Here is a 25,673-nt window from a genome sequence, read left to right as displayed (position 1 = left end):
GGGGACGCGCTAGACGGGAGCGGGCTCGGGCGCTGGACTATGTGCGCCGGTGGGCGCGTCCGAGACCTCCGCGGCGTCGTCACCGGTACGTACGGGCGCCGGTCGGCCCGCCTCGGCCGGCAGCTCCGTGGGTCGATCGTTGCGGCGGAACGCTGCCGTACCTCGGTTCAGATCATGTGCGACGTTCGTCGCTTCGAGTACGTCGCGGTAACGGTCGTGCCCGTCATCGCCCTTCCAGCGCTCGGTGCGCAGCCGGCCCACGACGATCACCGGCTCACCGAGCCGTACGGATGCGGCGACGTTCTGTGCGAGCGACCGCCACGCCTTGACGGTCATCCACACGGTCTCTCGATCACGCCACTGCCCCTCGCGATCCTTGAACCGCGACGTCGAGCCCAACCGGAACACCGCCCGGTCGTTGCCGTTGCCGCTACTCGATCGGAAGTCGACGGTGGTGCCGACATAACCGGTGATGGTGACCTGCGCCTCGTGCATGGCTGCCTCCCAGGTGCTCACTCTCCCCGCGGCTGTCGCGGTTCTCGTGGACACCATGCGTGTGCCGCGAACCTGCGGCGCATGCGGACCGAGTCGCTGTGGAAACCTCCGTGAACAGCTGCTGCTCTGTGGATGCAGTCAGGCGCGGAAGGTGCGCGACGCCCGCCGCGAGGTGCTACGCGCTGCCCGCAAGCGCCGCGCGGAGGCCCTCGCGAGTGTCGGCGTACCGCTTCAGCTCGCCGTCGAGCGGGGCGAGGATCTGCTGGTCGGCGACATCGGCGATCGAGGCGCGCAGCGTCTCGTCCGCAGCGCGCGCCCGGCGTTTGGCCGATGTGCCCACTGCGATTCGCGAAACGATGCCGAGCACGATCCCGATGACGAGGGCGGCTGCGGCCACCAGGAGCGCAATCGACACGCCGCCGACCTCGGAGTCGGGTAGGCCCGTGTCGTCGGACACCGTGATGGCGACCCACCAGGCGATTCCGGCGACGAACGCCGCGAGCAGCAGCCACTGCACGATGTTGACGACGCGCATCCAGGTGGGGGTCTTGGTGAGCCCGAGATCGGCCGACTCGACCGCGTTGTCGACGGCGTCGACGATCTCATCGCTGCGTCCGGTGGTCGCTGATCGCACCGCGCGTACCCACGGCTGGGTGAGCGAACTCGTGGTGCGTTCGGCAAGTTCGCGTACTGCGGAGTCGGCATGCCCGCGCTGTGCGCGCATCTCGGGCATCGACGCCTGTACGAGGGACCCTGACGACACGTCGCCGCTGATGCGATGGCCGGGATCCTTGCGGGGACGGGTGATCAGGCGCATCACCGGCCAGCTCGTCATGCGCGCACCGCGTTCGACGACTATCGACCGGACCAGCTCGACGACGGTCGGGACCCCGACGCTGTCGGCAAGAGCAGCCCGGAAGCCGTCACGCTCTGCCTCGCCCACGACCGGCGGCTCGACCATGCCGTTGACCTCGGCGAGCCGCTCGGCAACCGGTCGCACATCGGCGCCGATGCGCTCACGTGCGGTCACCTTGTCGCGGATGCGCTTGACCAGCATCCGACGCAGATCGTCGAGCCCGTGACCGGTGACGGTCGACGTCGTGAGCACGATCGGATCGGGTACCCCGTCGTTGACCAGTAACCGGCGTACGTCGGCGATCGCGTCATCGCGCCTGTCGGCCGGGATCAGGTCGATCTGGTTGAGGACGACGATCATCACGTCGCTATGCGTCGCGTACGGCTTCAGGTAGCGCTCGTGAATCGCCGCGTCGGCGTACTTCTGCGGATCGAGTACCCACACGAGCAGATCGGCGTACTCGACCAGCCGGTCGACCTCGAGGTGATGTGCGACCTCGGTCGAGTCGTGGTCGGGCAGGTCGAGGAGTACGAGACCGCGGAGGTTCGTATCGTCGTTGGACGTGTCGAGCATGCTCATCCGCGACACCTGCTGGCGCGCTGGAATGCCGATCCAGTCGAGGATGTCGGAGGCGCCCTCGGGCCCCCAAGCGCATGCCAACGCCCACGACGTCGTCGGCCGCTTGACTCCGACGCCGGCGATCTCGAGGTCGGTGAGCTTGTTGAACAACGACGATTTGCCCGACCCGGTCGCGCCGGCCAGAGCGACGATCGTGTGCTCGCTGGACAGCCGCAGGCGCTCGTTCGCGTGATTGACGACCGTCTCCGCCGGGGCGAGCAACTCGTCATCGAGGCGTCCGCGACCGGCGTCGACGGCGCGCGACAGGCCTCCTACTCGGGCGGCTACGTCGGTTCGTTCGCGGGCCAGAACCTCACCGGCGCTCAAAAGCGTTCCCTTCCTGGATTCATCCGGGCATCGTCGACGCCGCGGGCGGCACCTCGCAGCGCGTCGTACGCACCCCTGCGGGGAGCATTCGCCGCGAGCACGTCGAGGTGACGCCGTTGCTCGTCGGCGAACAGAGTACGCACCCTGCGGTGCAGCTCTGCCTCCGCGGTCTTCGCGAGCGTCGTGACCGACTGCTCGCCGAGGATCGAGTCGAGCAGCTCGCGTGCGACAGCCGTGGTCGGGTCGGGCGTCACGGCGTGGTGCGTGAACACCACCATCGCGAGCGCGGCGGCGACACCGTCGACCCCGAGGGCGAGGAATCCGCCGCTCAGCCGCTTCTCCGCGGCCTCGGCGCGTACGAGCGAACGGGTCCACTCCTGCCATTCGCGGGCAGTCCATGCCGCGCGGGAGCGGAACTGCGGCGACGCACGGTCGAGGCCCCCATCTGCCTTCTCGAGCAACGCATGCCCCGCGGTCGACGTCGCCCAGGCGCGGTCGACGGCCTCCGCGGCCTGCTCGGCGTACTGGACCAGGACGGTGCCAAGCGACTGCTCGACCGCCTCGCTCACATCCGAGGCAGCGCTGCGCTTGCCGCGGAACGAGTTGACCATACGCTCACGGATGCGACCGACCTTGTCTTCGAGCGAGCGCATGAACTCGCCGGTGCCGACGAACGACTGCCAGCGCGCGCCGACCTCGCCGGTGAGCAACGAGCCGTCGGCCACGACACGAATCACGTCGGCCTCGGCCTCGCGATAACCCGCCTCGACCTGCGACCGCAGCTCGCCGGCGACTTCGTCCTGCGCCGCAACCGCGTCGGCGACCTCGTGCGAGCTGAAAACGGTCTGCCGGATCGCACCGTCGAGAGTCTGCGAGATGACCGACGTACGCGCCGTGGCGTCCGAGGCGAGGTCGTGCATCCAGCGGCGTACCTCACCGATCACGTCGCGCGTCAGTAGACCATCTCCGTCGAGTGGCGACTCCGGAACGATGAACAGCGGCGAGTCGCGCAACCCGCGCGCGCTCATCATCCGCGCCAGGTGGCCACGTACCTCCAGCGCGGCGTCCGGAAGAGTGCGGTCGAGGACGACCGCGACCGACGCACCGCGCTTGCCGGCGCCTTGCAGGAACTCCCACGGCACCTGATCTGCATAGCGCGCCGCTGACGTCACGAACAGCCAGAGGTCTGCGGCCGCGAGCAGCTGCCCGGCGAGGGCGCGGTTCTGATGATCGACCGAGTCGACATCGGGCGCGTCGAGGATGGCGATGCCCTGTGGAAGGAGGTCGGTGGCCACCAGATGCATCGCGCTCGGGCCGGCCGACGGGCTCGACGTGCGTTCGAGCTCCGGCAAGATGCGCTCGGGTGCGAACCACTCCGCATCGCTCGGATGGTGGACGAGCACCGGCGACTTCGTCGTCGGACGGAGTACGCCCACCTCGGAGACGGCCTTGCCGACGATCGAGTTGACAAGCGTCGACTTGCCGGCGCCGGTCGAGCCGCCGACGACGGTGAGCAGCGGCGCGTCCAGCTGCACGAGCCGCGGAAGGATGTAGTCCTCGAGCTGATCGACGGTATTCGAGCGTCGCTCACGCACCGTGACGGCGTCATCGGTCTCGAGATCGAGAGACGCCGCGCCGACGGCTTCCCGCAGCCGTACCAGGGCAGAGAGCAGCTCAGGCGACGATCGCACCGCTACCTCGCTCCGCATACTCCGCCTCCATCACGACCATCGCGTGTGTTCGGCGCCCGACATTCGTACGTTCACTGTAGTAGAGATCGGCCCGGCGGACCTACGTCGGGCCACAACACACGTCACAACGGTCACACCCGGTACCCGATTCGGTGCCGCCGAGTGGTGGTGGAACGGTCCGTCAGGGCCGTGACCGTCGGTCAGGAGGACGGTACGGAGCGGGGCGCGGCGGGTACGGCGGAAAGGTGACCTGCTGCGGTGCGTGCCATCCAGGCGGCGGCTGCCGATGCCCGGGCGGCGGGTATCCCCACGCAGGGTGGCCGACTGCCCGCGGGAGCCGTTTGACGATCCGGACCGGTGGAGGCAACACGATCTGTGGCCGCACCGCCGTCATCTGGGCCCGCATCGAGTCGACGCGCTCGACCGCGCGGTACTTCGGGCGACCCCGCATCACGCCGTCGTAGAGGAATGCCGTCGCACAAGCCAGCGACTGGTAGCGACGCACCGCCTGCGCCGCACTGTCACCGGCGCCGCGTTTCGCGTACGAGCGGGCACGGGTACGTAGGCCGAGCCGGGCGAGGTAGGGGATCTCGTCGACATGCAGCCACCCGCGACGGCGCGCCATATCGGTCAGCGCGGACCAGAGCTGCCGCCCTTCGTTGCGACGCGCGACCAGTGCCCAGGTGGTCAGCCCGCCGAGCAACGCGAGCATCCCTGCGTACGCGAGAAGAAGTAGCCCGGCCTCGCCCTCCGAGGCGGCGGCGTTCCAGCTGCCGTGTGCGAGCATGCCGACGCCGAGACCCAGGAGCGGGAAGGCGATGCGACCGGCCGGGTTGCGGGTCAGCACCGCCAGCGCCAACCCGACGCCGAAGCAGGACGTGAAGATCGGGTGCATGAACGGCGTCATGAGCCCTCGCCCGAAGAACGTGCCGGTTGCGCCGAGCGTGCCCGGCATGTCGACCTCGGCGGCAGCGACGTACGCCGAGGTGTAGTAGAGGACGTTCTCGGTGAACGCGAAGCCCAGTGCCGCCATACCTGCGTACACGAACCCGTCGACCATGCTGTCGATGACTTGCCGGCGGCGCAGGAAGGTGAGGACGAGGATCACGCCCTTCGCCGGCTCCTCGAGCAGCGGCGCCAGGAACACGGCCTGCGTGTGCATCGACGGCGACCAGGCCTTCTCGATCGGGATCTGGATCAGCAGTACGAGGGTCACCGCGCCGAACGCGCCCCATACGAACCCGGAGGCGAGATAGCGCCGCGGCTCCGGTTCGTACCCGTCGAGCCACAGGTAGACCCCGATGAGCACCGGCAGGGGCAACGCGGCGTACAACAGCGCCAGCCCGAGGCTGCCGAAGTCCGCATCGGCCCGATGGGTCAGGAAGGCGATGCCACCGACGAAACCGACCGCGGCGCCGCCGTACATCAGCACGAGCAGCAGGGTGCGGCCCGACTGATGCAGCGGATCGCCGAACGCGGCGGTGCCGGGTGCGCTCAGAGCGGGAGAGGTACTCACGGGGCCGCTTCCTCGATCAGCGTCTCGATGTCATCGAGGTCGTCGACGTCGATGGTTTCGCCGTTGACCCGGACCGTCGGCGTGAACTCGACGCCGTCATCGGAGGCGTCGGACGTGACCTTCTCGACCCAGCCGTCATGCGTACCGTCGTCGTTGCAGGCGGCCACCGCCTGCCCGTCAGCGCCGGACTCGTTGGCGAGGTCGGAGAAGTCGCTGTCGGCGTACTCACCCGCGAACACTCGGTCGTGGAACTCGACGAACGCCTTCGGTCCGGCATCGTCGAGTACGCACGCCATCGCGTTGACGGGTGCGACGGAGTCGTCGCTGATCAACGCGATTGGGCGGTACTCGAGGGAGATGTCGCCGCGGTCCGCCGCCTTCTGGAGGTACGCGCCGTGGTCGGTCTCGAAGTCGCGGCAGTGCGAGCACAGGGGGTCTTCGTACACGACCACTTCGACGGCGTCAGCGGCCGCTTGGTTCGCCGCCGGATATGCGATGCCGCCCTGCGCGGTCACAGCATCCGGTGTGACGACGGGTTTGTCCTTGTTCAGCCAGCTGATCGCGAAAATGACGGCCGCGACCACGACGACGGCACCGACACCGATCGCGGCGGTACGAACCGTACGCGCGCGCTTGGCAAGGCGTTCCTGCTCGCGTCGCTCGGCTTCGGCACGTGCGAGCCGGTCACGCTTCTGCTTCTTGGTCGCCATGCCCGCCTCTCCTTGTGCCGCCGTCGCTCGCTGCCCGGTGCAGCGGATAGGCTTCGACCGCTAGCGCCCGTAGCTCAGCTGGATAGAGCAGTGGACTTCTAATCCACCGGTCGCAGGTTCGAATCCTGCCGGGCGCGCTTCTCGTTTTCCCAGGTCAGATGCGATTTCGCACCTTAGTCGACCAATCACTCACGTCCTGTCGTGGGATCATACATGGTGCGAAATGCTACGCTTCGCGCCATGGCACAGGCAGCCAGACGGCGCCGCGCGCGCGGCTCGATCGAAGAGCTGCCGTCCGGCGCTCTCCGTGTCTCGGTGTATGCGGGCATCGATCCTGTTACCAAACGTCGCCTGTACCTCAAGGAAACCGTACCGTCTGGACCGAGGGCCGCTCAGGCGGTCGAGAAGGTCCGCACTCGGCTGCAGAACCAGGTCGACGAGAGGCGCAACCCTCGCACCCTCGCCACCGTTGGTCAGCTGATCGACAAGTACATGGGCGTCGTGAACCTTGCACGATCGACCAGGCGTGGGTACGAGTCGAAGATCCGCACCCACATCAGCCCGCTGCTCGGCAGCCTGCCGCTGACGCGACTCGACGCCGAGGTGCTCGACTCGTTCTACGCCGAGCTGCGCCGCTGTCGCGACCACTGCGACGGCAAACCGTACCTGCAGCACCGCACAGCCGTTCAGCACGAATGCGATGAGCACGCCGCCGAGGTCTGCGCGCCGCCGGATCCTGCTAGCTGCCGCGCCTGTCGGCGGGCCTGCAAGCCGCACGCGTGCTCCGGCCTCGACGCGTCGTCGGTGTTGCAGATCCACTGGATCCTCAGCGGCGCGCTCAAGCGTGCACGCGCCTGGAAGTGGATCTCGGTCAACCCGGTTGAGGACGCCGACGCACCGTCACGACCCCAGCCCGATCCGCAACCGCCGTCAGCCGAAGAGGCTGCGCGGCTCGTCGAAGCAGCCTGGCGGAGCGACCCCGACTGGGGCGCCTTCGTCTGGACGAAAATGACCATCGGTGCGCGCCGCGGCGAGATGTGCGCGCTGCGTTGGAACCACGTCGATATGGACAAGTCGCTCCTGACGATCCGCCGATCCGTGTACGTCGAGCGGGGCGAGGTCCTCGAGAAGGACACCAAGACTCATCAACAGCGCCGCATCGTGCTCGACCCAGAAACTGCGCACGTCCTGAGCGACATGCGTGAGCGGGCCCGCGACCGCCTAGCAACAGTCGGCTCCACCCTCGCGAGTGATGCATATGTCTTCTCGTCCGTGCCGGACGCCACCAAGCCACTCCTCCCGGACTCCGCGTCGCAGCGGTACAAGCGCATGGCAGACCGACTCGGCATCAACACGACGCTCAAGAACCTTCGGCACTACAGCGCAACCGAACTCATCCACGCCGGAGTCGACGCACGCATCGTCGCCGGACGCCTCGGCCATGGCGGCGGAGGGGCAACAACGCTACGCGTGTACACCGCATGGTCCGCCGAAGCCGACCAACGCGCAGCCGGGTCCGTCACCGCCCGCATGCCGCCGCGCCCCGCGGAGGCCAGCGCCAGAGAGAAACCCGGAACGGCCGCACGCGCCGACGAGCTAACCGAAGAGGACGCCACATATACGCGCATCGCCGCCGACCTACACGGCGCGATCCGAACCGGGATCCTGTCTCCGGGTGACGAACTCCCTACAGCGAAGGCCCTAGCAGCGCAGTATGGCGTCGTACCCAGCACGGCGCACCGAGCAATAGCCAGCCTCGCGGACGCTGGCCTCGTGAAGACGGCCCGCGGCAAACGTGCCGTTCTAATCTAGGCGACTCCGAGCAACGTGAGGCGGGATCAAACCAGACCCTGGTCAGCGAGAATCTGGCTGAGCGAACGACGTCCGGTTCTCAGATCGAATGCGAGACGTCTCCGCTCAGGCTCAGTTGTTCCGCCCCAGATACCCCACTCGATGTCGTTCTGCAGTGCCTCCGTGAGACATTGGCTAGCCACAGGGCACGAACGACAGACGTTCGTCGCCTTTGACTGGTTAGCCCCGCTGACGAATAGATCGCCTACGTCGACATTCGCGCACTGCGCCCTGGCCACCCACTCGGTGAGGTCGTGGAGGTGGCTGGCTAGCGCTGAGTCGTGATCCCTCCGCATACGCCGAAGCCCAATGAGCAACGACAGCGCAAAACGCAACTCACGCCAGGTACGAGTGACTGGTAGTGATCGCGATCGTTCGCGCAGGTCGTCAAGGTTGCGAGACAACTCCTCGCAGGCATCAGCCTGCTCGGTCTCTGGCAGTTCTCGTACCGACCGTCTGATGAGCCGGGGAGAAATCCACCCAAGCCGGGTCCCGATCTCGGTGGCGACTCCAGTGAGCACAAGCGTGACTACAAAGGCCACGAGTAGAGCTGTCACTGCGCCCAACCGACGGAGGGATGCCGAGCGCGCTGCTGGACGACTACCGACCGCGTCCGTTCAGCGACGAGAGCGCTAGCGGCGCGAAGCCCTTCGGCCGTCAACTGGTAGCACCTCCGCCGAGGCCGGTCCCGGTCTCGCGGATCGCGCCCCTCCCACGATTGCATCAGCCAGCCGGCATCAGTTAGTTGGCGCAAAATCGAGTACGCCACGCCGCTCGATGCTCTGCTTTCGAGAATCAGGTCAAGTCCGTACCTCGGTGCAGCAGCCGAAGAAATCAGAGTACGCAAGACCCTGAGCTCCGGTCCGTCAATCTGAGGCGACGCTCCCATATAGCGATGCTATCTGCAGCCAGGCGGACATGCTGGCACTTACCGCAACCAACGCAAGGTGCCAGGATCAATCCTCAATCGGCGCACAGCACTTCGACTCGAATCGAGACTCAGGGATTATGAGAACCCCGTACACCGGGCCCTCCCCCGTCATTACAGGGCAGAAGATGCACTCGTCGGTGCTCTAGACGCCGATTCTGTCACCAGAAACCTGCAGTTCATGTCACAAGTCATGTCACGCCGGCGCCGGCAGCGACCAGCACGGCGAGCCAGTCGTGTCGCCACTCCGTCACTCTCGCTCTTGGCGTCGGTCGCCTTGATCTTAGGCGTGACGGTGGCCGTCGATCGATCGCGCGAGACCATCCTTGGCACTGCCGTCACTCGATCGATCTAACCGAACTTGCTGAAGAACACGTCATCTCGATGCCGGGCCGAATTCACCGCCCGCCAGGTAATCGATGACGCCCTTCGTGATGATGAATTGCCTGCTCTGGATCCCGTAGAGGCAAGCCCCGGTACCATCGCGCAGGCACTAGCTGTAGCCGCCGCAGGCAGGGGCTAGCGATCGGCTCGGACGATCCGCGCTATGGACTCCTCCCCTAGACCATCACGATTCCGAACGACAACTCTCTGATGATCACCATGCACTGCGCATGGTTGCCTAACTGCCCAGGGTCCCGATGCTTGCTAGGCGCAGCGACCGTCTATCGGCGTGGATCGCAACGCGGTACGCCGACGTGCGGACGTCCCGGGCCACTCAAGCCAACGACGATGTCACTTAGCCGGAACGGCACCGTGTGGCTTGAAATCCGGAGACTCACGCAAGTGTGCTTTCACCAATCGGGGTCGCTGCCCCGTGTGCTGACTCGTAGCGAGCCCTGCGCCAGCGGTCGCGGCGCCAAACTGCCGTGACCAGGCCTGTGGCCGGTCAGGAGTCTTCGCTAAGGCAAGCTCCGGCCGCCGCCAGGAGCGACACTAGGGCGCTCAGGATTCCGGCGGCGTTGAACTCAGTCAGCCAAGACGAGCCTGAGTGCGTTGGCATATGGGCGACGCCTGCAGTAACTCGCGCAGGACTGCCGACAGCGCACCGACGCTGCGCGCAGCGTCGGAAATTTCGATCGTCTCGTGTGGTGCATGTGATGTCCCGGACGGATTACGGACTAGGAGCATCGTCGAACGGACCGCCGCGGACAGGATCCCTGCGTCGTGGCCAGCCAATGACGCGACCTGGGGCGGTTCTCCGAGGATCTGATGCAGGTCGGCGTTCAAAGACTGGTCGAACACGACGGCGGGACTGAACGACTCCATTCGGAGGGCTGACTCGACGCCGTGCGATGCGGCCGCTGTCGAGACGTCATGCGCAATCCGGTCGATAACGAAGGTTAGATCTTCCTCACGTGGTGCCCGCACATCTATCCAGCAGCGCACCCTGTTAGGTATCACATTCGCGCCATTGGGTGAGATGAATGCTCGTCCTATGGTGGCCCGGGCGCCACACTGTTCGGCAACTGTGCGCGCGTGCTGGAGCGCGAACGCGAACGGCAACATGGGATCACGCCGATCCTGGAGCCTCGTGGTGCCGGCGTGATCGGCCGCGCCGTCCAAAGTGAGCAGCCAACGACCGTGCGGCCATATCCCAGACGCGATGCCGTATGGATCGTCCGGAGAAAGCTGGACACCCTGCTCGATATGCAGTTCTACGAACGTGTCGATTCGTGCTAGTCGTTCGTCATCCTGGCCCAGGCCCTCAGGGTCGTGCCCAGCTGCCGTCATGGCTGAGCGAAGAGTTACGCCATCCTTGTCTGCCAATTTCAGCACACGTTCGGGCTGGACGGCTCCGGTCGCGAGTTGGCTACCGATGCACGCGACTCCGAAACGCCCTCCTTCCTCGTCACAGAAGTTCACGATCCCCAGCGGGCGACTGCAATGAACGCCGGATGCAACCAGGTGATCGAACGCCAAGAACGCCGACATCACACCCAACGGGCCGTCGAGCTGTCCTCCGTTCGGAACCGAATCCAGGTGAGAACCAGTCACGATCGCCTCACCCGAGCGGGGGTCACCATGCCAGGCCCACTGGTTTCCATTGCGATCGACCTCGACCGTCAGCCCACGTTCTGTTGCTTCTTCGACGAACCACTGACGCATCGCCGCATCCTCCGGAGTCCACGCTAGACGCGTCCACCCGCCATCTGGCCCGCCCCCGATGTCCTGCGTTGCCGCCAGCATCACCTCGAGATTGCCAACGGTCTGCACGATGTCGGGCCCGTCGTGGCGCTCAGGCATGAGTCGACTCCAGACGCTCGTGAACTTGATTCAATCCGGCAACGATGTCCTCGAGGTCGACTGTCTGAAGACGCCCTGATTCGATGATCGTCCGCCCTCCGACTATGACGTTCTTGATTGCTGTTGGCTCCATTGAATGAACAAGGTGTTTGGGCACTCTCGAGACGGGTTGCAGCGAAGGATTCGTCAAGTCCAGTCCGACCAAGTCCGCGTGGGCGCCCACTTCAATTGCTCCAGCACGCACGTGTTGCATGCGCGCTCCGTGACTCGTGCCCAACTCCCAGGCCGCCTCTGCGGGTAGCGCTGCAGGGTTCGCCAGCAACTGCTTCTGGAGTAGCGAGGCGATACGCATCTCGGTGAAGATGGACTGGTGGTTGTTGCCACTGCCACCGTCGAATCCGAGCGCGACGAGCGCCCCACGGGTTCGAAGCTCCTCGATGGGAGCGGTCCGGTGTCCGAAGAACATGGAGGTCGAGGGGCAATGCACGACGTTGCCGTGAGCTTCGGCGATAAGCCGAATTTCGTCGTCCTCCAAGTTTAGGCAGTGCACGAGGATCGTGTCTGGTCCGAGCATGCCCTCGTCACGGAGAACTCTGATGGGGGTCTTGCCGAACTCGTTGTGAAGTCGGCTTCGCTCGGCCGGCGCATCGTGTACGTGAACGTGCATCGGCGAGCCAGCCTCACGAGCACCCGCGTACGTTGCCCGAAGTGCGTCGAGGCTCACGCCGCGCAACGAGTGGGCGGCGAGTTGGACCGAGACCGTTGGGATGTCTTCAGTCTCGACAACTAGCGATCGAAAACGCTCGATGCTGTCGCCGACTCTCTCGAAGTACCGGTCCGGAGCCCCGGGCACACGCCCCCGCTCATACACAGTGCGCGCGAAGACCAGTCGTATTCCAACGTCCTGGGCGGCCCGGATGACAGCATGGGCGTTCTCGTTTCCGTCATCGTGTAGATAGAAGAAGTCGTTTGTCGTGGTTGTGCCCGACAGCAAGGCTTCGGCGAACGCAAATCGGGCAACTGCGTAGATGTCCTCTCTACAGAGACTCTCGCTCCAGGGGTAGAGCACGGAGGTTCGCCACGTGCCACGTTGGAGGTCATCGACGATCCCCCGTAGCACCGTCTGGAAACTGTGGCCGTGAGCGTTTACCAGACCCGGAACAATTAGGGCCGCCCCCCAGTCCTGCAGCGGAACACCTGATCGCGCCGCGTGCCGTGGGACTATCTCCGTGATACGCCCACCTGACATTCCCACTGCGACGTTGGGCTCCACGTGCCCGTTCACGAACGCGTGCTCGGCCGTTACGTACGTCTCGGTCGACATCACGTTTCAGCGCACCTTCGACAGGAACGACTGGGTGCGGGCTTCCTGCGGGTTCTCAAGCACCTGCTCCGGGGAGCCCTCCTCGACGACGACGCCGTCATCCATGAACACGACCCGGTCGGCGATATCGCGTGCGAAACCGATCTCGTGAGTGACGACAATCATTGTCATTCCCTTCGCCGCAAGGTCCTTCATCACGCCGAGCACGTCGCCCACCAACTCCGGGTCCAGGGCGGACGTAGGTTCGTCGAACAGCATCACCTCAGGCTCCATAGCCAAAGCGCGCGCAATAGCGACGCGCTGCTGTTGGCCGCCCGACAGTTCGCTCGGATAGTGGCCGGCGTGACTGTTCAGGCCGACCTGGTCGAGCAGTTTGCGGGCTTGATCTTCAGCGTCCTTCTTGGGCTTCCTAAGCACTTGAACGGGGGACTCCGTGATGTTCTGAAGCGCGGTTAGATGAGCGAACAGGTTGAACCGTTGAAACACCATCCCAATGCGGGCCCGCTGGGCCGCTACCTGCTGAGTCGTCTTCTCTACGAGGTGCCCGCGACGGCGTTCATAGCCGACAAGGTCGCCGACGAGCTCGATGACGCCGAAGTCAAGCGACTCCAGGTGGTTGATACACCGAAGGAACGTGCTCTTGCCCGAGCCCGATGGTCCGATGATGCAGACAACCTCGCCGCGGCTGATCTCAAGGTTGACTCCCTTGAGTACAAGGTTTGGGCCGAATTGCTTGCCTACACCGGCAGCGCGGACGATCACATCGCCCGTGCTCACTTCGGTATGACTCATGCTCGTACACCTTCGGTATCGGCGGCGGAGATCTCCCGCCGGGTGAAGCCACGTCCAGCGATTCGTTCCAAGCGAGACTGGACGATGCTCAGGAGACTGGTGATAAGTAGGTACCAAAACGAAACGACGATGAGGAGCGGGATCTGCTGAAAGTTCGCCCCGTAGATGATCTTCGCTGACGTCAGGAGCTCCGGAAGTGCGATGGCGTAGACCAGTGACGTCGTTTTCAGCATCATGATCGTCGCGTTCCCCAGCGGTGGTACGACAATCCGCATTGCCTGGGGCAACACGATGCGTCGCAAGAGCTTCCGCTCACTCATGCCGAGCGCGCGAGCGGCCTCGAGTTGGCCCTCGTCTACGCCGAGGATGCCAGCTCGGATGATTTCGGCGGCGTACGCGCCTTCATTGAGCCCGAGTGCGAGCAGCCCGGCAACGAACAGCGGGACAACGGTGTTGTAGTCGAAGCTAAGGAGACCGGGCCCGAAGGGCACGCCGAGGGAGACTTGTGGATAGATCGCTGAGGCATACGCCCAGAACAGCATCTGCACAAGGAGCGGCGTACCACGGAAGAACCAGATGTAGCCGCGAGCTGCACCAGCGAGGATCGGGTTGTCCGACATACGCATTACTGCGAGCACAGCTCCAAGCAAGACGCCCAGAGCCATCGAGCTCACAGTCAGGATCAATGTTAGCCGGAGTCCAGACATGATCGGCTCGCTGAACAGGTACGTCCCGACAACGTTCCACGCGAGTCGCTCGTTGGTGGCGAGGCTCACGAACAGGTCGATCGCGACCAGCAGCACAACGATCGCGAACGCCCAGCGCCCGAGGCGCGCGCGTCGCTTCGTCTTGATGGGTTCACCCAGGCCTGGGTAAAGGGTCGTGGGTATTGCAGTCACCGTACTCATCCTTGATTCTCGGTTCCAATGTTGACGGTGGCTTTGTCGACGCCGTTCTCGGCCAGGTCGTACTTATCCAGGAGTTCCGCGTAAGTTCCGTCGTCGATCAGTTGCTGAAGGGCCTTCTGTATGGCTTCGACCAGATCTTGACGATCCTTCGCGATCACAAGCCCATACGGTAGGAAGCGGTATGGCTTGCCGGCGATCTGGACGCGCGGCTCCTGCTCGGCGTAGTACACGAGTCCAGGAGTGCCCCCGACGATAGCGTCGATTCTGGACGAGGTCAGGGCGAGGCGTGCGTCAGTGGACTCGGTGAATGTCTGGACGTCGATCGCGGAGTCGCCAGCCTTTACGCAACGATCGGACGCCGCCTCGAGGTCAGTCACTTGCGTCTCGCCAGCGTTGGCTCCGGCTGATAGCCCGCAGAGGTCGTCGATCGTCGAGACATCGCTCGCGGTGTCGTCGTCAGCCCGCATCAAGATCGACGAACTTGTGTTGAGGTGATCCACGAATGTTACGAGGTCTTGGCGTTCGGGCTTGTCGAGCACGCCGTAAGCCCCGATGTCGTATCTGCCGCCTTGGATGCTGGTGATGAGTGCGTCGAACGACACCTTCTCGAAGTTCATCGTGACGTCCAGTTTCTCGCCGATAAGGCGCAGCAGCTCTACGTCGAAGCCTGTGAGTTCCCCGTTCTCGTCGGTGAACTCCAGGGGTGGATACCCCGTACCGGTTGCCACCTTGAGGCTCTTCGACGACTTGACATCCGACGGGAGGAGCTTCACGAGCGCCGGATCCACCGACGTATCAGCACCGACCTGGTCAGCGGCTGGACTCGTCGGGCCGCCGCACGCGCCGAGTGTCAACCCGGCAACCAGAGCCAGCGCGAAGCCCGTGAGACCCCGCCTGTGGTCACCCCGTGAACCTATGACCTTCATGGTGATGTCCTTCGCGTAGAACGATGATGAATGACAGTATGCTGTTGCCAGCGAACGGCATACAGGTATTCTTTGTCAATGGTTCTGCGAGAATTCGCTTCCCGGCAACACAGCAAGGAGCACGCGTGACCCCCTCATGTGCCGAGCCAGCGATACCCCACGGCGATGACCCCTCACCTTCGACCACGTCCTCGCGGGAAGCCGACAGCCTCGCGGCACTGTTCGAGGGGAAGACCCTCACGCCCGCGCATCGCCGGATCGCCCACTATCTGCTCACCGAGGCGACCGACGACGTTGCGTATCAGAGCGTCACCGCGATCGCCGATCGGGTAGGTGTCAGCCAGCCATCTGTCTCGAGATTTGCCACTGCAGTCGGGTTTCCCAACTTTGCGGCCCTCCGCAAGGAGATCCGCCGGCGACTGCGCGAGGCGCCGAGTGATCTGGTCGAAGCTGACCAGGACACTGAGTACTTGGCGATTGACGGAGAGGTTGAGGCGCTGCGGCGACTGCGAGGCCAAAGCGAACTGCACGTTGAGTTGCAACGCGCCGTCGAGGCGATCACGGCCTCCCCAGTCCTACCCGTTGTAGGTCTTCGGATCTCCGCACCCTTGGCTGCGTTCTTCGCCCAGTTTGCCTTCAAGATCCTGCCCGACGTGCATCTGATCACGGGCGGCGATAGCCAGATGCTGGACGGCCTCGAAAGATCGCGCCGCCTCGGCGCTACGGCTGCCGTGGTCCTATGCGTACCGAGATACCCGACCGAAACTGCGGAAGCGATGCGGTTCGCCAACAGCATCGGACTAGAAGTGATCCTAATCAGCGACTCTCCGTTGGGGGTCCTGGCCGATCTCGCTTCAGTACGTCTCTGGGCGCCTGTCAATCATCGCTTCACATTTGACAGCCCTGCCGCGCACGTCACTCTCCTATCGCTACTGCTCGACCGCCTGGCCGAATCGGTGCCTGGAGCCAACGAACGTCTAGAAGCATTCGATCAACTGGCCCAATCAAACACGCTATTCCTGAGCTAGGGCTTGGGTCCCAGGTGTCACGCTATGGCGCTGGGACTTCGACCTCGACGGATCTCGCGGGATGAGTTCGTCGAGGTGTGGCGGGAGGCGGAGGCGCTGTGGGATGCGCAGGCGGGTGGGCCGCCGCCGATCGACTGGTACACGCTGCGGGTGGTGCGCACGTGTCGTTGGCTTGCGCGGGCGGGTTTGGAGGCGCCGGTCACGCGGAAGACGGCGTTTCCCTTGCCGGAGGAGGTCGAGGCCCAGCTACGCGAGGCGAACGTGCGGTTCGCACGCGCGAGGCGTCTCGGCGACAGCGACTATGCCGCCTGTATGGCTGGCGTCTCCGCGACGTTGGAGTGGTCGTGGCGCCGCATAGGCCCGTCGCCGCTGAGCGAGCCTCAGCGGCGACGGGCACTGGCCTCAGCGGGCTAGGCGGCGAGCGTGTCGGCGACAGTGCCGATGAGGTCGCGTGCTGCGGGTGGGGTGACAGCGTTGCCTGCGAGGCGGACGCGTTCACGCCGGTTCCCCGACCATTGGTAGTCGGGCGGGAATGCCATCCCGGCGGCGACCTCGTGGGGCTCAAGCATCCGGAACAGGCAGTCGTCGACCTGCGCGTCGGCGGCCTCGAGATCGCCGGGCGTGACGATCGACTGGTGGCCCTTGGTCGTCAACGTGCGCAGATACTCCGAGGCTGGGGTGACCATCTCGGCTCCGTCGCCCCGGCTGGAGTTGTGCCGTTGGATCAGGGCGTAGCGGTCACGGGTCGTCAACGTCCCAACCGGATCACTGATCGGCCTCGCGGACCCGCTCCCACTGGAGTAGGGCGAGAGGAGGTAGTCGTTGTTCCCTTCGGCGGTGAGCGTGCGCAGTTCGCGGTCGACGGGCCGTGCGGAGCCGTCGAGGTGAGTGGGGCTGGATCCCATCATCGACACGTGCAGCGGCGTCACCAGCCCGTAGGCCTCGCGGGTGGTGAGCGCCCGAAGCGGATGGTCGACGGTGCGTGCGTCTTCGTTCCAGGTGCCGCCGGATGGGACGACCATCGCGGTCTCGAGGCGGGTCGTCTGTGTTCGCATTGGCATCCCGAGCGGCCTTGCCTGTTTGCCGTCTCGGCCTTCGACGGGGATCGCGAGTGCCTTGGTCTCGGCGGTGTGCAGGACCCGGAGGTACTCGTTGACCGGCCATGCCCGGTAGTAGGCGTTCGGGTCGCCGTAGGAGCGGTGTTTCGGGTCGGCGGCGTCGTACTGGTTGCCGCCGGCCTCGATGTGGAACGGGCTCCAATAGCGGGCGATCCCGGCCGCGATCCGGCGGCGGGTCTTGTCGGCGAGGGGTTTGTCCCGGTCGCCGATGCGGGTGCCTTGGATGGTCCAGTCGATCGCGGCGGCGGCGGGCAGCCACCCGGGTTCGACCTGTGTGCCGCAGGCGGCGTGGACGTAGACGTAGGCCTGGCGGTAGCGGCCGACGGTGCGGCCCTTCTTCCACGCCTGCTGCGCCTCCACAACCTCGGCGCATTTCATGCACCATGCGTTCGGGCGTAGCGCCCGCTCGAGGTCGGGTGCGGTGTCACCGTTGCGCCAGCACACGATGTAGATCCGGTCCCGCGACTGCGGCGCCGGGAGTCCTCCGGCTTGGGCGTGCATGCTGTTGAGCGACACGACACGGTGGCGGTAGCCGAGCTTGGCGAGTTCGTGGCGCCACAGGTGCCAGGCTGTGCGGTACTTGGCCTGGGTGGCGATGTCGACGACGTTCTCCGCGGTCATCGCCCGATAGCGGTGGTGCTCGGCGAACCGGAGCACGTCGAACATCAGCAACCGCGACCGTAGCGACGCCTCATCCGACAGCGGGTCCTCGAACAGCCCTTCCTCGATCGCAGGCAAGGGCCTCGAGCCGTTGGCCTGGGACCACTTCGTGCACTCCGGCGACGCCCACAACAGATCGGTACGCGGGAAGTAGCGGGGGTCTTCCATGTGCAGGTCGACCGCAGCGTGGTCGGTGTCCGGATGGTTCGCGTTGTGCACCTCCACGGCCAGCTTCCAATGGTTGGCCGCCATCCGGATCTCGACGCCGGGGACCTGGATCCCACCGGTCGACGAACCCCCACCGCCACAGAACAGGTCGGTCATCGTCAACATCAGCGCACCTCTGACCCGCCTCACAACGCCCGAAACGCGGCGGAATGACGTAGTCGTGAGCCGAAGGGTTACGGGCTAGATGGAACTCGGGTCCCTGGCGGTGTGATGAGCCTCGTCGTTGGCATCGGGATTGTTGCACGACCGCGAGTTCTTGGGCCTCGCTCAGCCATTGGCATCGCTGAATGCGCGGTCTAGAAACCCCAGCGCGGCCGGCATGCCGGTCGTCCAGTACGCCCAGTTGTGCTCACCCTCTCGCGCCATGAAGCGGTGCGGAATGTCCTTCCTGGTGAGCGCGACGTGGAGATCTGCGTTGCCTTCGAAGAACGGGTCGTATGCGCCCACGTCCAGAAAGTATTCACTTGCGCTCAGTTCGCTCACTGGGGTTCGTTGGATGATGTCGCGCAGATTGTAGTAGTTGTAGGCGTCGTTGAGACGGTCGGTTCCTGCAAGGTCCTCGCCCCATGCCTTGCCGTAGCCGTGGTTGTAGAGATCCATGTCGAGGCCCGTGATCTGCTGGTCCGTCCGATGCGCGGCACTCAGCGCGAAGGCACCGAGAAACGTACCGGGATGGAGCATTGCGCATGCTAACGCTCCGTAGCCGCCCATCGAATGTCCGCCGATACCGCGGACTCCGGGTAGAACATCGTAGTGTGATTCGACGTGAGGGAGGAACTCTTCAATGAGCATGGTCTGATAGCGAAAGTTGCCGTCTAGGTCGTCCATGTAGAAGGTCAGCTGCTGCTCTTCGGACGGTATGCGAGGATCGCGGCGGGCATCGGGCATCGCGATGATCACGGGACGAACCCGCCTCCGCGCGATTGCGGCGTCGACGATGCGTTTGAGGTCACCCGTTTCCGCCCAAGAGGTGTTCGTGTTCGGACCGCCGTGCAGTAGGTAGATCAGCGGGTACCTCCGACCGTGCCTGCCGTAGCCGGGCGGTAGATACATCGTGTGAAGCACGTCGATATCTAGCATGGCGCTCTTCATCGCGATGTTCTTGATGACGCGTCCGCCCTGGCTTGCGGGCGCCGCAGCCTCAGCCGCGTGTTGACCGTGCGATACGGCGGCCGCAGCAGTCGCCATGCCGGCGGCGAGTAGTCGACGTCGGTCCATCAGGTTCTCCCTTCGCGAGCCCAGATGAGTTCGGGACGCCCACCTGTTACAGTGAGACACTGTCTCATATCACCACCTGGAGGTGCCAGTGTCTGAGCAGCGCGACTTTCGGACGTTCTTCGAGGCCGCCGTGAATGAGGTACCCGAGCGGCCGTACCTGATCTCGACGGTCGATGGCTCGGTGCGCACGTACGGTGACATCGACACCCAGATCAATCGGGCTGCGCGTGCGTGGCTACGTCTCGGCGTACGCCGCGGTGACCGTGTCTCCTTCATGCTCGATAACTCGCCCGACTTCCTCGTCGCTTGGCTCGGCCTGGCAAAGATCGGGGGCGTTCTGGTCGCTATCAACACAGGCTTCCAAGAGGAGGAGGCGAGTTATCTCGTCTCGGACAGCGAGTCAATCCTGGTCCTGTCATCGCAGGCGTACCTGCCACGAATCGCCGACACCAGTCGGTTTAGGCATGTACGTTCGATCCTGACTCTCGAGGAGAGCGAGACCTGCGACAGTTTCCTCGCCTGTTTGGAGGCAGAGTCCGGCTCGTCCATACTCGACTCCCCGTCGCCTCGGCCAGATGACCTGATCAGCTTGATCTACACATCGGGAACGACCGGGCATCCGAAGGGCGTTATGCAGACGCACGAGAACTTCGTGTTGACAGGCGAGGCGTATCCCCACTGGATGGGAATGGCACCCGGAGACCGGATTTACGCCTGTCTTCCGCTCTTCCACATCAACACACAGGCGTACTCAACGATGGGTGCAATCGGAGCGCACGGCGCCATTGTGCTTGCGCCACGATTCAGCGCCCGCGAGTTCTGGCCAGATATCCGTCGGCACAGAGTCAACGTGTTCAACTACATCGGCGCCATGGCCGCCATCTTGTCGAAGAAGGATCCTGCCGCAGACGATAGACAACACGCTGTGAAGACAGCGTATGGCGTTCCAGCCCCCGACCACGAGACACGCAAAGCACTGGAGTCGCGTTTCGGACTCACCATCATCTCCGGCTTCGGGATGAGCGAGACGACTTTCGGTCTGGCTGAGTCGCTCACCGGCGACCGGCGCCCAGGCTCGATGGGGACCCCCCGCCACCATCCGTCACTAGACGTTCCCAGAACCGAAGCGCGAATCGTCGATGGCAAAGGCGCAGACGTTCCGGATGGAACGACCGGAGAGCTGCTGCTCCGCAACGCCGCGATGATGCGTGGTTATTTCAACGACGCAGCGAGAACCGAAGAAGCGCTTGACGCGCGCGGATGGCTCCACACAGGCGACAACGCGTGGCGGGACAAGGACGGCTTCTACTACTTCGTCGATCGCAAGAAGGACATCGTTCGCCGTCGAGGAGAGAACATCTCCTCATTGGAGGTCGAACGAGTCATCGAACGACATCCCGACGTCTTGGAGGCCGCTGTCATCGGGGTACCTTCCGAACTCTCGGATGAGGAGGTGCTCGCATACGTGGTACTGCGCCCGGGCACAGCGCTCGACCCATCGGCCGTGATCGATCACTGTGCGACGCACCTTGCACGGTTCAAGATTCCCCGCTTCGTCGAGTTGACCGACACTCTGCCGAAGACTCCGACAGCGAAAGTGCAGAAGGCGCGCCTACGTATGATGAGCCCGGCCCCACATCGTTACGACCATGATGCGGCATCCCGATAGGCCCGCTATGACTTCCTGCGCCAACGAGGTACACGTAGGATGCGTTTCCTTTGCTACGGAAGGCAGATCTGATGAGTAGGACCGCCAAAGCGAGCGTCGAGGGAGCGAGTGCCAGTGCGTCGTCCTCGATCAGTCAGCGAGTCGCGGCGTTACTAGAACTCGTCGGCTACCGCGAGGGAGGCATCGGTCCTCGAGCGGCCGCACGAGAGACGGGCATCGACCGCAGCGCAGTGAGCCGAATCTTTCGTCAGCTCGAGAGCATGGGATGGGTGCAGCAGGTCGACGACAACGGGACGTACGCGGCGGGGCCGACACTGTTCGCCGTGGCGGCGGCGGTTCGACAGCGCGACTCGCTCTGGCGGGCTGCGGCGCCCTTCCTCCGTGAAATCGCAGCAGAGCACAACGAAACCACCTACCTGACCGTCCGAGACGGTGTACGAGTCGTCTTCACCGACCAGATCGAGAGCACACACCAGCTTCGCTACGTAGTGGACCTGAATAAGCCGTACCCGTTAACCACGGGCGCGGCAGGACGCGCCATTCTCGGCGCGTTGACATCCGATGCGATCGATCGAATTCTGGACGAAGGCCTGGTCGCTTACACGCCGCAGAGCATTGCGGATCCTCAGGCATATCGAGCGCAACTCGCGCAAGATCGCGAGTTGGGCTATGCGTACTCGGCGAGTGGCTGGGTGGTGCAAGGTGCCGGCGTCGCGTCCCCGTACTTCGACGCCGAAGGGGAGTGCGTGGGGGCACTGACGATCAGCGCTCCCGTCTATCGCCTGGACGCGGCCGCCGCGGAGCGGCTCGGACCGTCTGTTCGCTCGAGCGCGAACGCTCTGTCCCGGCGGCTTGGCTGGAGCGGACGCTGGGGACCGCCAGACGGGCCGTAGAAGCTACGAATCAGATGCGGTTCGCTCAGCGCCCGAGACGCACGCGCGACCCCACCGACATCTGGACGAACGCCTCCGGAATCCGCTCGGCGACGGCGCGTTGCGCCCTAAATCCGCTGCAATGCATCGGCGATACAAGCGCCGGTGACAGAGTCGCCAGCGCATCCGCCGTCTGGTCGATCTTGTTCTGTGAGATTCCGAGATGGCCAAGGTGAAAACCACCCATGACGGCATGCACACGCTCCACGCCGGTCAGTTCCTGACCGTGTCTGACAGCACTCACCACACCAGCGTGGCCGCACGGATCAAGCGCGACCAACCCGAGGTCTCGCACGTGAATTAGCAGGGTCAGATAGTCATCGATCGGATCCTCGCACAGCCTGCCGTCCTGCACACACAGACGGCCCGTTGGTACCTCATGCTCGAAGTCGACCGTTGTGGCAATCTCGCCGCTTGTCGTCACTCCTGGCGCGACAGGGAGCGCGTCGCGGACGAGAACGAGCCGACCGCCGGAAGCTTCGATAGCCGGTTGAGTCAGGTCGCGGTTGAAGTACGGCAGCACGGCGTCCGGGCGAGTGATCATCCGTGGACGGAACGCGTTCGGGTGCGCCACCACTGGCACACGTCGCCCGATGGCTTCTAGTGCTCCGTAGATTCCGCCGAAGTGGTCGGGGTGACCATGGCTGATCACGACCTGGTCGATCGTCGTCAGATCGACGTCCAGGACATCAGCGTTGTGTCGCACCGCGAGTGCGCTGATCCCGGCGTCGTAGAGGATGGTCGTTGTACGCCCGCCATGCTCGACCTCGATCACGAAGGCGATACCATTCTCCGCTAGGGGTGTTCCGCGCCGGGCCGCGAAATGCTCCGGCATGCCGACCCTCGTCAACCCAGGCCGTTCCGGCATCAGCATGTCGATGAAGTTGTCGACAAGCACCGTGATCGTGACGGCGTCGCAAGGTTCGGTACTCATCAAGCCTCCGTAGATAGAATCGTCGTTGCGTGGCCCGCGAGTGTCAGGCCCATCCCGTGAACGAGAGCGTGGGTTGCGTCCGGTACTTGACGTTCTCCTGCATGCCCACGCAGCTGCTCGATCGCGTCCAGGAGCAGGAACATTCCCAGCATCCCCGGGTGCGTGTACGACAAGCCTCCGCCGCTGGTGTTGAGTGGGATCGGCCCGCCCGGCCGAGTGTGACCCGCGGCGAAGAAGGGACCTCCCTCACCTTTCGGGCAGAACCCCAGGTCCTCCATCAAGATCAGCAAGCCGATCGTGAAAGCGTCGTAAACATGCGCGCTATCGATGTCGGCCAACTCGATGTCCGCCATCTCGAGCGCCCGCTGCGCGCTCTCGCCGGCGTTGGTGGTCGTCAGATCGGCCATGCCCAGCAAGTGGCGGTGATTGATCGCCTCGCCTGCTCCGCGTACGTAGACGGGTCGGTCCGTGAGATCGCCCGCCCGCTCCCCCGAAACGAGTACGAGCGAGCCGCCGCCGTCTGTGACCAGACAACAATCGAGCTTGTGCAGTGGGCTTGCGACCACCCGTGAGTTGAGCACGTCATCAACCGTCAGCGGCTCACGTCGGGGTGCGCGCGGATTTAGCATCGCCCATGAGCGTGCGGCGACTGCGACCTCAGCGAGCTGGTCCGATGTCGTCCCGTACTCGGCCATGTGGCGGTGAGCGATCATCCCGAACGTGCCGATCGGGTGGATCAGATCGTACGGTTCTTCGAACGCAAGCCGTTCCGACAGACTCACGAGCTTGCCGCCGTCGGTTCGCTGCGTGCTTCCGTATGTCACGAGGGCAACCTCGCAACGACCGGTGGCGATCGCCGCAGCCGCGTGGCCGAGATGCGCGATGAACGAGCAGCCGCCAAGCGCAGTGCTGTCGACGTATGAAGGGCGCAGGCCAAGGTACTCGCATAGACTCATGGCAGGGAATCCGTGGTACGACGACGTGGTGAAGACACCATCGACATCCGCCGTGGTAAGGCCAACCTGGGCGAGCGCATCAACGGCAGATCGCGACGCGAGCCCCAACGGCGAGTATCCGTGCCCTTGGTGTGCATCTGCCTCCGCCGCACCCACGATTGCGACCGCGCTGCGCAACGTCATACGGCACCTCCTGAGAGTGCCCGGAACTGAGGAAGGGTCAGGCCGTCCTCGACGCGTTGCCACGTCACCTCGACCCTGAGTCCGACCTTCGGCTCACCGCTACATCCGACGAAGTCGGCCATGGCACGAAAGCCCTCGTCGAGTTCAACTAGTACCAGCGTGCGTGCGACATCCCCATTCTCCTCGCGGCGCCGCGACGGGACCTGTGTCGTCCACGAGTGCACCGAGCCGACGCCTGCAGAGCACAGACGAGTCACATCGCATGACCCGCAGTGTGGGCACACGACGCGAACATAGTTCGCCACATGGCCGCATTGGTCGCACCGTTGGTAGAGCAGATCGTGGTCTCGGGCAGCGTCGAACCAACTCCGTTCCTCCCCGCGCGGAAAAGGACGCGGTCGCGTGCGGGCCTCTGGCGTGCTCAAAAGATCGCCAACGGCGTCAGTGGGGAGCCCACGGCTCGTGTGATGTGCAACGGCGGCCCGGAGAACATGAACTCCCAGCGCCCTTCCTGTTCGCACGCCTGCGCGACTGGCTCGAGATCGAAAATCTCCCCGACCCACAGCCCCATATGAACAATGAAGATGATGTGCAACGGCTGGTTGGTGTCGGCGGTTTCGTTGGGCCGAACCTCCATTCCCCAGGTGTCGGTTGCGACAGCCGCGACCTCACGGTCGGCAACCCAGGGCACCGAGCTCAGCCCCAACCCGGGCGCCGGTCCGCCGGCATACTCCCCCCATGTGCCCCGGTCGCGTATCTGGGCGATCTGACCGGTTCGGACGAACACGAAGTCTCCGCGCCCGACGTCGCTATGCTGACGTTCGATTGTGCGATCGAGGTCGTCCGCGGTGATCACGTATCCGGGCTCCAGCCACCGCACTCCTAGCGCTGCTGGGACATCCAGGAGGACTCCTCGACCGACCATGCGGTCGCATGCCGTTGTGATGTCGTTTACCAGCGCGCCCTTGCTGCCCACCATGGACGCTTCGCCGCCGTTGTACATCCGCCCTTCGAAGAAGATGTGGGCGAGGGCATCCCACTGAGTTCCGGACTGAAGCGGGAGAATGAGCACGTCATCCGTGCCGCGAAGGTGTTTGTCCTCCCCGCCGTAGAAGTCGCGGATCGTCGTCCCGGCCGCAACATCGGCGCCGTCGCGGATCATGAGGTGGATCGGGTTGAACCGGCCGAACCCCCCTCCGCCATCCTGCGGCCCTGACTCGTCCAGTGGCAGTCCCATCTCGACCACACGGCCGCTTCGCACGAGGCCGGCGGCAGCGACAACGTGCTCACGCGTGACATGGTTCAGCGTGCCCGCCTGATCGTCTGTTCCCCAACGCGCCCAATTCGAGTACTTCTCGCCGAGCATACGCACGGTATCGATCGTCGGCCGATCATCGGTGCTCATATAGCCTCCTTCTGAGACACTGCCTTACATGGGATTTACTCATGAAAGCCCTAGTGCCCAATTAGCCAAAAACGGTCCGGCCGTTACGGATGGTTTACCGGTTCCCCGGGTTCGACGCCTAGGTCACCACAGTAGTTTTCGCGAACACTTCGC

At 64.6% G+C, this 25,673-nt stretch carries 22 protein-coding genes and 1 tRNA gene; 6 read left to right on the top strand and 17 right to left on the bottom strand.

Going from position 1 to position 25,673, the window contains the following annotated elements; all coding sequences use genetic code 11:
- Positions 1–9: 9 nt before the first annotated feature.
- From MU582_06990 to MU582_06970, 5 genes are all read right to left on the bottom strand, one after another.
- Positions 10–495, bottom strand: a complete 486-nt coding sequence (locus MU582_06990; protein ID UPK76374.1) for a single-stranded DNA-binding protein — start codon at positions 493–495, stop codon at positions 10–12.
- Between the two features lie 175 nt (positions 496–670).
- Complete coding sequence (locus tag MU582_06985; protein ID UPK76373.1) at positions 671–2,296, bottom strand: 50S ribosome-binding GTPase; 1,626 nt, start codon at positions 2,294–2,296, stop codon at positions 671–673.
- Positions 2,293–4,005 (bottom strand): dynamin family protein, encoded by a 1,713-nt coding sequence (locus tag MU582_06980; GenBank protein ID UPK76372.1) that lies wholly within the window; start codon positions 4,003–4,005, stop codon positions 2,293–2,295. The genes MU582_06985 and MU582_06980 overlap by 4 nt, the downstream gene beginning before the upstream one ends.
- Before the next feature lie 163 nt (positions 4,006–4,168).
- Positions 4,169–5,503, bottom strand: coding sequence for a PrsW family intramembrane metalloprotease (locus MU582_06975; protein UPK76371.1), 1,335 nt, complete (start codon positions 5,501–5,503; stop codon positions 4,169–4,171).
- On the bottom strand, positions 5,500–6,213 hold the full coding sequence (locus MU582_06970) for a DsbA family protein (GenBank protein UPK76370.1): 714 nt from the start codon (positions 6,211–6,213) through the stop codon (positions 5,500–5,502). Before MU582_06970 ends, MU582_06975 begins: the two co-directional genes overlap by 4 nt.
- 63 nt (positions 6,214–6,276) lie before the next feature.
- Between MU582_06970 and MU582_06965 the strand changes: the two genes are divergently transcribed.
- Together MU582_06965 and MU582_06960 are read left to right on the top strand one after the other, a co-directional pair.
- Positions 6,277–6,350: transfer RNA gene (locus MU582_06965), tRNA-Arg, on the top strand.
- A 103-nt stretch (positions 6,351–6,453) separates the two neighbouring features.
- Positions 6,454–8,025, top strand: coding sequence for a tyrosine-type recombinase/integrase (locus MU582_06960; GenBank protein ID UPK76369.1), 1,572 nt, complete (start codon positions 6,454–6,456; stop codon positions 8,023–8,025).
- Positions 8,026–8,051: 26 nt separating this feature from the next.
- On the opposite strand, the gene MU582_06955 is transcribed toward MU582_06960, so the two are convergent.
- The 6 genes from MU582_06955 to MU582_06930 form a co-directional block, all read right to left on the bottom strand.
- A complete protein-coding gene (locus tag MU582_06955) occupies positions 8,052–8,360 on the bottom strand; it encodes a WhiB family transcriptional regulator (GenBank protein UPK77126.1) in 309 nt (102 codons plus the stop codon).
- Positions 8,361–9,964: 1,604 nt separating this feature from the next.
- A complete protein-coding gene (locus MU582_06950; GenBank protein ID UPK76368.1) occupies positions 9,965–11,239 on the bottom strand; it encodes an allantoate amidohydrolase in 1,275 nt (424 codons plus the stop codon).
- Positions 11,232–12,563, bottom strand: coding sequence for an amidohydrolase family protein (locus MU582_06945; protein ID UPK77125.1), 1,332 nt, complete (start codon positions 12,561–12,563; stop codon positions 11,232–11,234). The genes MU582_06950 and MU582_06945 overlap by 8 nt, the downstream gene beginning before the upstream one ends.
- A 6-nt stretch (positions 12,564–12,569) precedes the next feature.
- On the bottom strand, positions 12,570–13,355 hold the full coding sequence (locus tag MU582_06940) for an amino acid ABC transporter ATP-binding protein (GenBank protein UPK76367.1): 786 nt from the start codon (positions 13,353–13,355) through the stop codon (positions 12,570–12,572).
- Positions 13,352–14,254 carry an amino acid ABC transporter permease gene (locus MU582_06935; GenBank protein UPK76366.1) on the bottom strand — a complete coding sequence of 301 codons (903 nt, stop codon included), beginning with the start codon at positions 14,252–14,254 and terminating at the stop codon, positions 13,352–13,354. The genes MU582_06940 and MU582_06935 overlap by 4 nt, the downstream gene beginning before the upstream one ends.
- Before the next feature lie 5 nt (positions 14,255–14,259).
- On the bottom strand, positions 14,260–15,189 hold the full coding sequence (locus MU582_06930) for an ABC transporter substrate-binding protein (protein UPK76365.1): 930 nt from the start codon (positions 15,187–15,189) through the stop codon (positions 14,260–14,262).
- A gap of 23 nt (positions 15,190–15,212) precedes the next feature.
- Between MU582_06930 and MU582_06925 the strand changes: the two genes are divergently transcribed.
- Both MU582_06925 and MU582_06920 read left to right on the top strand, forming a co-directional pair.
- Entirely contained in the window at positions 15,213–16,217 is a 1,005-nt protein-coding gene (locus MU582_06925; protein UPK76364.1) for a MurR/RpiR family transcriptional regulator, read from the top strand.
- A 24-nt stretch (positions 16,218–16,241) separates the two neighbouring features.
- Positions 16,242–16,631 carry a hypothetical protein gene (locus tag MU582_06920; protein UPK76363.1) on the top strand — a complete coding sequence of 130 codons (390 nt, stop codon included), beginning with the start codon at positions 16,242–16,244 and terminating at the stop codon, positions 16,629–16,631.
- Here the strand turns inward: MU582_06920 and MU582_06915 are convergent.
- Both MU582_06915 and MU582_06910 read right to left on the bottom strand, forming a co-directional pair.
- Complete coding sequence (locus tag MU582_06915; GenBank protein ID UPK76362.1) at positions 16,628–18,328, bottom strand: DNA cytosine methyltransferase; 1,701 nt, start codon at positions 18,326–18,328, stop codon at positions 16,628–16,630. The two genes, MU582_06920 and MU582_06915, sit on opposite strands and share 4 nt — an antisense overlap.
- Before the next feature lie 162 nt (positions 18,329–18,490).
- Positions 18,491–19,441 carry an esterase family protein gene (locus MU582_06910; protein ID UPK76361.1) on the bottom strand — a complete coding sequence of 317 codons (951 nt, stop codon included), beginning with the start codon at positions 19,439–19,441 and terminating at the stop codon, positions 18,491–18,493.
- An 88-nt stretch (positions 19,442–19,529) separates the two neighbouring features.
- On the opposite strand from MU582_06910, the gene MU582_06905 reads away from it, so the two are divergent.
- A complete protein-coding gene (locus tag MU582_06905; protein ID UPK76360.1) occupies positions 19,530–21,110 on the top strand; it encodes an AMP-binding protein in 1,581 nt (526 codons plus the stop codon).
- A gap of 269 nt (positions 21,111–21,379) precedes the next feature.
- Complete coding sequence (locus MU582_06900) at positions 21,380–22,003, top strand: IclR family transcriptional regulator (protein UPK76359.1); 624 nt, start codon at positions 21,380–21,382, stop codon at positions 22,001–22,003.
- 25 nt (positions 22,004–22,028) lie between these two features.
- Here the strand turns inward: MU582_06900 and MU582_06895 are convergent, their stop codons facing one another.
- The 4 genes from MU582_06895 to MU582_06880 all read right to left on the bottom strand — a co-directional run bounded on the left by MU582_06895 (position 22,029) and on the right by MU582_06880 (position 25,520).
- Positions 22,029–22,976, bottom strand: a complete 948-nt coding sequence (locus tag MU582_06895; protein UPK76358.1) for an MBL fold metallo-hydrolase — start codon at positions 22,974–22,976, stop codon at positions 22,029–22,031.
- Complete coding sequence (locus MU582_06890) at positions 22,976–24,115, bottom strand: acetyl-CoA acetyltransferase (GenBank protein ID UPK76357.1); 1,140 nt, start codon at positions 24,113–24,115, stop codon at positions 22,976–22,978. The genes MU582_06895 and MU582_06890 overlap by 1 nt, the downstream gene beginning before the upstream one ends.
- Positions 24,112–24,339 (bottom strand): OB-fold domain-containing protein, encoded by a 228-nt coding sequence (locus MU582_06885; protein ID UPK77124.1) that lies wholly within the window; start codon positions 24,337–24,339, stop codon positions 24,112–24,114. Before MU582_06885 ends, MU582_06890 begins: the two co-directional genes overlap by 4 nt.
- A gap of 197 nt (positions 24,340–24,536) precedes the next feature.
- Complete coding sequence (locus tag MU582_06880; protein UPK76356.1) at positions 24,537–25,520, bottom strand: cyclase family protein; 984 nt, start codon at positions 25,518–25,520, stop codon at positions 24,537–24,539.
- Between the last annotated feature and the right edge of the window lie 153 nt (positions 25,521–25,673).

Source organism: Nocardioidaceae bacterium SCSIO 66511, assembly GCA_023100825.1.
In the GTDB taxonomy this organism is placed as follows: Bacteria; Actinomycetota; Actinomycetes; order Propionibacteriales; family Nocardioidaceae; genus Solicola.
This window is presented reverse-complemented; position numbering and strand designations above follow the sequence as displayed.